Annotated in this window: 7 protein-coding genes; 2 read left to right on the top strand and 5 right to left on the bottom strand. The window is 69.1% G+C overall.

The annotated features are described in order from the left end of the window. Positions 1-518: 518 nt before the first annotated feature. The 5 genes from ACFWY9_RS44485 to ACFWY9_RS44465 form a co-directional block, all read right to left on the bottom strand. Positions 519-1,709, bottom strand: coding sequence for an Ig-like domain-containing protein (locus tag ACFWY9_RS44485; protein WP_378331810.1), 1,191 nt, complete (start codon positions 1,707-1,709; stop codon positions 519-521). A gap of 102 nt (positions 1,710-1,811) precedes the next feature. After that, positions 1,812-2,681 carry a patatin-like phospholipase family protein gene (locus ACFWY9_RS44480; protein WP_378331811.1) on the bottom strand — a complete coding sequence of 290 codons (870 nt, stop codon included), beginning with the start codon at positions 2,679-2,681 and terminating at the stop codon, positions 1,812-1,814. Positions 2,682-2,771: 90 nt separating this feature from the next. Then, positions 2,772-3,773 (bottom strand): lipoyl synthase, encoded by a 1,002-nt coding sequence (gene lipA, locus ACFWY9_RS44475; RefSeq protein ID WP_378341729.1) that lies wholly within the window; start codon positions 3,771-3,773, stop codon positions 2,772-2,774. Between the two features lie 37 nt (positions 3,774-3,810). Next, positions 3,811-4,776, bottom strand: a complete 966-nt coding sequence (locus tag ACFWY9_RS44470; RefSeq protein ID WP_378331803.1) for an oxidoreductase — start codon at positions 4,774-4,776, stop codon at positions 3,811-3,813. Between the two features lie 27 nt (positions 4,777-4,803). Next, complete coding sequence (locus ACFWY9_RS44465) at positions 4,804-5,334, bottom strand: hypothetical protein (protein WP_378331804.1); 531 nt, start codon at positions 5,332-5,334, stop codon at positions 4,804-4,806. Positions 5,335-5,466: 132 nt separating this feature from the next. Here ACFWY9_RS44465 and ACFWY9_RS44460 point away from each other — a divergent pair, with 132 nt between their 5' ends. Next, positions 5,467-6,096, top strand: coding sequence for a TetR/AcrR family transcriptional regulator (locus ACFWY9_RS44460; RefSeq protein WP_378331805.1), 630 nt, complete (start codon positions 5,467-5,469; stop codon positions 6,094-6,096). A gap of 24 nt (positions 6,097-6,120) precedes the next feature. Then, positions 6,121-7,056, top strand: coding sequence for an LLM class F420-dependent oxidoreductase (locus ACFWY9_RS44455; protein ID WP_378331806.1), 936 nt, complete (start codon positions 6,121-6,123; stop codon positions 7,054-7,056). The last annotated feature ends 101 nt before the right edge of the window (positions 7,057-7,157 follow it).

The raw sequence follows: 7,157 nt of genomic DNA, 5'->3' as shown, positions 1-7,157 counted from the left end.
GATGAGAAGGGCCTTGCCCGGTCGAGAACCCCCACGGTTCTCCCGGCAAGGCCCTTTTCGCTATACACCCGGTCTTCCCCACGAGCCCCCCGCGCTGACCCCACCCGCCCCGCCGGGGGCAAGGGACCTTCACTGCCGCCCGGCGATAGCAAAGGTCCCTCGCTCACTCTCGAGCGCATCCGTAGGCTGGTCTTCGGCACGGTGAGATTCCGTCGGCCGGGTAGCCGTGAGGGCTGCAGCGCCGGTGTCGTGAACGACGGGCGTTCGAGACACTTATCGCCCCCAACGTGTCGTTCACGACATACCATTCCGCACGCCCGAAGGTTTCTTCACGACGCCTGAGTGCTCCGCCCGGTCGACATCTCCGCGGCGGAGTGTGCCAGGCCATCGGGCTACTAGGGCTCGCCTCGGGCTGGGCGCACCGGCGTAAAGCCGGATCGCAGGCCCGGCTCAGAGCGCGGACGGGTTCCGCGAAGACCACGGCGCTCTAGCCGCTTCCGCCGCCTCGGGCCGTCTCGTCACTTGACGGCGCTGCCGCTCTGCCAGTCCTGCCAGGACTTCGACCAGTCGCCGTACAGATCCCACACCGGCAGCTGCGGGCCGCCCGAGTTGGTCACCTCGACCACGTCCCCGAGCCCCATGGTCCGGAAGAACCATTCGGCGTTCGCCGCGTTCAGGTTGATGCAGCCGTGGGAGACGTTGGCGCTGCCCTGCGCGCCTACGCTGGCGGGGTTCTCGTGCACGAACTCGCCGTCGTTGGAGATGCGGACCGCCCACTTCTCGGTCGTCTTGTACGCCCCCGGCGCCGGCGGGCAGAGCCCGAAGGTGCAGGAGTCCATCACCGTGCTCTCCTGCTTGTCCGAGATGACGTGCGGGCCGACATGCGTCGGCGTCGAGTCCTTGCCCATCGAAATGGGCATCGATTTGACCGGCTGCCCATTGTGGAAGATCTGCATCTGCTCGGTGTTCCCGTCCGCCTTGGCGATCCAGGAATCGTGCACCTTGTACGTTTCGGTGCGATCCGTCGCACCGTACACGCCATTTCCGAAATCGACCCCGTACACCTTCGCCGTCACCTTCAGCACGGTTCCCGGCCGCCAGTACTCCTTGGGTCGGTAATGGACGTTCTTATCGTCCATCCAGTACCAGGAGCCCTCCTGTTTCGGCGTCGACTCCACCGACAGCCGTTTTTCGACCTCGGCTCGGTTCTGCACCGGCTGGCTGAAACTGAACACGATCGGCTGACCGACCCCGACTCCGGAGGTCGCCACCGACGCGGGCGCCGGGACGAGGTCCGGGCTGGCCTGCCGCTGGGGGGACAGCGTGCTCAGCTGGCTGTGCTGCTCGACGGGCTTCCCGTTGCCGCCGAGGGCCTGGGCGACGATCTTGTACGTGCTGCCGTAGCCGAGCGGTTCGGTCGAAGTCCAGCTGAGCCCGTCGGCGCTGAGCTGCCCGGACACGGTTGTTCCCTTGACGGCGTTCGTCACCGTGACGTCGGTCAGCCTCCCGTTCGCCGCCTTGACGACGATCGGCGTGGTCGGGTTGACGCCGGTCCCGCCGGCCGGCTCGATGCTCACCGACACCGGGCTTTCCGGGGACTGTGCTGGCGAGCCGTCCCCGGGGCCGCCGGTGCCGCCCGAACAGGATGACAGCATCAGCGCCGCGGAGAGAATCGCAGCAAGTGAAAGTAATGTTTTCTTGGGGAACATTTTGTCTCTTTTTGGTAATGCGGGCGGCTGGCCTTCGCCCTCAAAACTACGCGACGAGAAAGACGTTCCCCGCACCGGATCGGTGCAGCCCGGTAATTTTCTTCACTTTGTGACAAGGCCTGGTGCGCCATACAGGCCCGGCCCGTCGACGGTGATTTCGCCGAGGTAATCCCGCGCGGCCTCGTATGCCTGATTTGTGAGTTCCTCGGTCCGGCTGAAGTCCAGTGGGCTGATCCGTACCGGGGCGGGCCCCGGCAGATAGACCACCGGCACCCGCGCGGCCGCGATCGGGGCCTCCAGCACCGCCTGGTTCCGCATGCTGATCATCGCGGTGAACATCATGACCTCGGCGAACGTCCGCGGCGGCCCGGGCATCCGGCCGGGGAACGCGCAGTCCAGGACCACCAGCGACCGGGCGCCCATGGCCAGAGCCTGGCGCATCGGCACGTTCGCGACCAGCCCGCCGTCGTAGAGCAGCCTGCCGTCGTGGGGCACCGGCGGGTAGATGCCCGGGATGGCGCAGCTCGCCAGCAGCGGCTCCAGCAGCGGGCCCTCACGGATCAGGATCGGCTCCGCGGTGTCGACGTCGGTGGTGACGACGCCGAGCGGTAGTTCGAGGTCCTCGAACCGGGCGCCGTGGCCGATGTGCTCCTCGACGATCGCGGTGAGGCCCGAATTGGGGAAGAGATGCGTCTTGCTGTGCCGCAGCGTCCGCACCTGGCTCAGTACCCCGCCGGGGAACGCCTCATGCCGGGTCATGCGTGCCCAGATGCCCCGCAGCCGCTCGATCGGGTCGCCGCCGGCCAGCGCGAGCACGGCACCGTTGAGCGAGCCGACCGATGTGCCGACGACGAGGTCCGGCTTCAGCCCGGTTTCGTCGAGGGCGCGCAGCATCCCGAACTGCATGGCGCCGAGGCTGCCGCCCCCGCCGAGGACGAAGGCGATCGGCCGGGGCAGCTCCAGAACGGTCATACCGCCGAATGTAGTAAGGCGAAGCGGCTGCGGACCGGGCTCGTGGTGGTGCTCACCCGTACGGGGTGGGCCGACGGCCCGCAGCGGCGATCACCTCGCCAGCAGGCTGCTGGCCTCCTGCGCGGCGGGGCCTTCGGCGGCGAGGTGCGCGAGGTTCTCCGGCAGGGTTTCCCCGCGGTGTGCCTTGGTCTGCGCGTAGAGGCGTCCGGCGCGGTAGGAGGACCGCACCAGCGGTCCGGCCATGACCCCGGCGAAGCCCATCGCCTCGGCCGCCTTGGAGTGCTCCACGAACTCCTCCGGCTTCACCCACCGGTCCACCGGATGATGCCGCGGCGACGGCCGCAGATACTGCGTGATCGTCAGAATCTCACAACCCGCGTCCACCAGATCCCGCATCGCCGGGGCGACCTCGTCCGGGGTCTCGCCCATCCCGAGGATCAGGTTCGACTTCGTCACCAACCCAGCCTCACGCGCCTTCGTGATCACCTCAAGGGACCGCGCGTACCGGAACCCAGGCCGGATCCGCTTGAAAATCCGCGGCACCGTCTCCACATTGTGCGCCAACACCTCCGGCCGCGACCCGAACACCTCCGCCAACTGCGCGGGATCAGCGTTGAAATCCGGGATCAACAACTCGACACCGGTGCCCGGGTTCAGGCTGTGGATCTGCCGCACGGTCTCGGCGTATAGCCAGGCGCCACCGTCCTCCAGATCGTCGCGGGCAACGCCGGTGACCGTCGAATAGCGCAGCCCCATCGCCTGCACCGACTCCGCGACCTTGCGCGGCTCGGTGCGATCCAGCTCCGCAGGCCTGCCCGTGTCGATCTGACAGAAATCACAGCGACGAGTGCACTGATCCCCACCGATCAGGAACGTGGCCTCACGGTCTTCCCAGCACTCGTAGATGTTGGGACACCCGGCCTCTTCACAGACCGTGTGCAGACCCTCCCGGCGAACGAGACCCTTGAGTTCAGTGAACTCCGGCCCCATCTTCGCCCGCGTCTTGATCCACGAAGGCTTCTTCTCGATCGGCGTCTGGCTATTGCGGACCTCCAGCCGCAACAGCTTCCGACCCTCCGGCGCAGCACTCACAAAAGCCACCCTACGCCCGCTTCCGGAGCGGTATCGATCACGCGGGGTCGGGGGTGACGCCGGTCAACTTCGCGGTCAGATCCCACAGCGCGCGGCCGGTCGCGGCGTCGCGCGCGGACGCGAGCGTGCGCACCTTGGCGGGGTAGCCCCGCAGACCGCCGATGCCGCTCGGGCCGATGTAGTCGCCGCCTTCGACACCCGGCGCGGTCGCCGCGTACAGCTGCGGCAGCGTGCCCTGCTCGGGCCGCATCGCGAAGAGCGTTTCACCGATCCTGTTGACGGCGAGGATGCCCCGGCTCAGCAGCGGGTTCCCGTAGGAACGGGCCATCCCGGCGCCCAGCCCGGTCCCCACGTAACCGGGGTGCGCGGCGACGCTGATGACGGATTCGCCCGCGGCACGCAGGCGCCGGTCGAGTTCGATCGCGAAGACCTGGTTGGCCAGCTTCGACTGCGCGTAGGCGACGCCGGGGTTGTACCGGCGGTGCTCGAAGTTCGGGTCGGTCATGCTCAGCCCGCCGCCGGTCGCGGCGACGCTCGACAGAGTGACGACGCGGGCGTTCTCGCCACCGCGCAGCGCGGGCAGCAGCAGCCAGGTCAGTGCCGCGTGCCCGAGGTGGTTGGTGCCGAACTGGGTTTCGAACCCGTCGGCGGTCTTGCCGCGCGCGGTGGCCATCAGGCCGGCGTTGTTCACCAGGACGTCCAGCGCGTCGCCGGTCAGCTCGCGTACCGACGCCGCTGCGGCGCGCACGGACGCGAGGTCGGCGAGGTCGAGCGAAACCAGCTCGGGTGCCGCGCCGGTGGCTGCCCGGCGGACGAGTTCGAGCGCCCGCGCGCCGCGCTCGGGGGAGCGGCAGGCGAGCAGGACGCGGGCGCCTTTGCCCGCGAGCACGTCGGCGGTGCGGCGGCCGAGACCCGAGTTCGCGCCGGTGACCAGCACGGTCCGCCCGGTCTGATCGGGGATGTCCGTCTCGGTCCAGCGACCGCTGTTCGTGCGCTCCGCCATGGCGTTACCTAACTACATTCCGGCCGCTCACGCACTCGGCGCGAGCAGGCGCAGCAGGTGGCCCATCGGGCTGCGGCGGCGGGCCGGGCGAGCGTCCGGGCCGTTGCGCAGCAGCGCGTCGAAGGTGTAACCCACCTTGGTGATTTCGTCGGCGGGTTCGCCGTACTCGGCGAGCCCGGCGGTGATCGCCAGCATGCGCAGCTCGCCCTCGTGCAAGGGCGTGAGGGCCGGGTGGCGATCGAGGTTGGCGTCGAGGACGGCACGCAACGTCGCGTGTTCGGACGTCGCGCGCTTCCACGCGCGGGTGACGGCGTCGACCTGGTCGAGGACCTGGCCCGCGGCCGCGTCCTCGGGATCGGCCAGCTCGGCGCGCAGATAACCGCCGAGCAGCTGAGTCCACTTGTGGTGCAGGGCCAGCAGGAGGTCTTCCTCGCTGCTGAAGGACTCGGCCGCGCCGGGGATCTCGGCGAGTGACAGCGGGCGCTCGGGGTCGTTCCCGGCCTGCCGGAGTGCGGCTTCGAGGGTATCTCGCCGACGGTAGAAGTCGGTCCAGCTCATGATGTGGCTCCCCTTCCGTGACCTGGTTCATACTGCAGGTTTGCTGCATACTCCTGGTACGGACCTGACTGGCCCAACATACCATGGGTATGGCGAGAGTCCCTGGGGCGTAAGGTTGTGAGGGTGGCGACAATGAGGTCCAGAAGGCTCGACTATTCCGAGTCGACCCGGTCCGCGCTGGTGGACGGCGCGGTGGAATTGTTCACCAAGCGTGGCTACGCGGGTACCTCGCTCGACGAGATCGCGAAACGTGCCCGCGTCACCAAAGGCGCGCTGTATCACCATTTCAGCGGTAAACAGGCGTTGTTCGAGGCGGCTTTCGAAGCGGTCGAGAGCCTCGTCTACGACCGTCTCGACAAGATCGTGAACGGGCCAGGCTCGCCGTGGGACCGGGCGCGCGGCGGGCTCAACGCGTTCATCAAGAGCTGCCTCGACCCGGCGTACCAGCGGATCGCGATCCACGAGGCGCCGGTGGTGATGGGCTGGGAACGCTGGCGCGAGGCCGAGGAACGGTGCAGCTTCGGGCTGGTCCGCGCGGCGATCCAGGCACTCATCGAGGCGGGCGAGATCGCCGCGGTCCCGGTCGACATCACCGCGCGGCTGCTGTTCGGCGCGCTGTCCAGCGCGGCGACGGAGATCGCGGGCTCGGCGGACCCGAAGAAGGTCGGCGCCGAGATCGAAAGCGTCATCGTCCGGCTGCTGGAGCGGCTGCGGGAGACGTCGGCGGCGAGTCCCACCGGCGAGGAGCAGGCGGCGAGCTGACCGGTCGCTCTATAGGCTGACGTCGTGGACTTGAGGATCTTCACCGAGCCCCAGCAAGGGGCCAGCTACGACGACCTGCTGCGGGTGGCCAAGGCGACCGAGGCCGCCGGCTACGACGCGTTCTTCCGCAGCGACCACTACCTGAAGATGGGCGGCGCCGACGGGCTTCCCGGCCCCACCGACGCCTGGATCACCCTCGCCGGGCTGGCGCGGGAGACCAGCCGCATCCGCCTCGGCACCCTCGTCACCGCCGCCACCTTCCGGCACCCGTCGGTGCTGGCGATCACGGTGGCGCAGGTCGACCAGATGTCCGGCGGCCGCGTCGAATTCGGTCTCGGCTCCGGCTGGTACGACGACGAGCACACCACGCTGGGGCTCGACCTGCCCCCGCTCAAGGAGCGGTTCGACCGCTACGCCGAGCAGCTCGCGATCGTCACCGGGTACTGGAAGACGCCGGTGGGGGAGACGTTCTCCTTCGATGGCGAGCACTACAAGCTCGCCGAGGCGCCCGCGCTGCCCAAGCCGGTGCAGCAGCCCGCGCCGCCGGTGATCATCGGCGGTGGCGGCAAGAAGCGCACTCCGGCACTGGCCGCGCAGTACGCCGACGAGTTCAACCTGCCGTTCGTCGACACCGACACGGCCGCCGCGCAGTTCGCGCGCGTGGCCGCGGCGGCCGAGGAGATCGGGCGCGACCCCAAGGAGATCCTGCGCTCGTCGGCGCTGGTGATCGCGGTCGGCCGGGACGAGGCCGAGGTGAAGCGCCGCGCCGACGTCATCGGCCGCGACGTCGCCGAGCTGCGGCAGAACGGTCTCGCCGGGACGCCGGCGGAGGTCGTCGAGAAGATCGGCCAGTGGCGTGAGAAGACCGGGATCACCCGGCTCTACCTGCAGCTGCTGGACCTGTCCGATCTGGACCAGATCGACCTCATCGCGTCCGAAGTCGCCCCACAGCTGGACTGACGTGGTCATGCCGTTAAGGCCACCCTAACGGGGGCGGGCCCCCCGGAAGGGGGGGTTAACGGCCAGGGGGGGCGGGGCTTGTGGGGGGGGGAGGGGGGGCC

Origin of the sequence: Amycolatopsis sp. NPDC059027 (assembly GCF_042739735.1) — a bacterium.
GTDB lineage: Bacteria > Actinomycetota > Actinomycetes > Mycobacteriales > Pseudonocardiaceae > Amycolatopsis.
This window is presented reverse-complemented; position numbering and strand designations above follow the sequence as displayed.

What these genes read in the sequence shown, in the direction of transcription:
- ACFWY9_RS44485 (WP_378331810.1), bottom strand. Translation starts at nt 1,709, where the DNA reads ATGTTCCCCAAGAAAACATTACTTTCACTTGCTGCGATTCTCTCCGCG.
- ACFWY9_RS44480 (WP_378331811.1), bottom strand. Translation starts at nt 2,681, where the DNA reads ATGACCGTTCTGGAGCTGCCCCGGCCGATCGCCTTCGTCCTCGGCGGG.
- ACFWY9_RS44470 (WP_378331803.1), bottom strand. Translation starts at nt 4,776, where the DNA reads ATGGCGGAGCGCACGAACAGCGGTCGCTGGACCGAGACGGACATCCCC.
- ACFWY9_RS44465 (WP_378331804.1), bottom strand. Translation starts at nt 5,334, where the DNA reads ATGAGCTGGACCGACTTCTACCGTCGGCGAGATACCCTCGAAGCCGCA.
- ACFWY9_RS44460 (WP_378331805.1), top strand. Translation starts at nt 5,467, where the DNA reads ATGAGGTCCAGAAGGCTCGACTATTCCGAGTCGACCCGGTCCGCGCTG.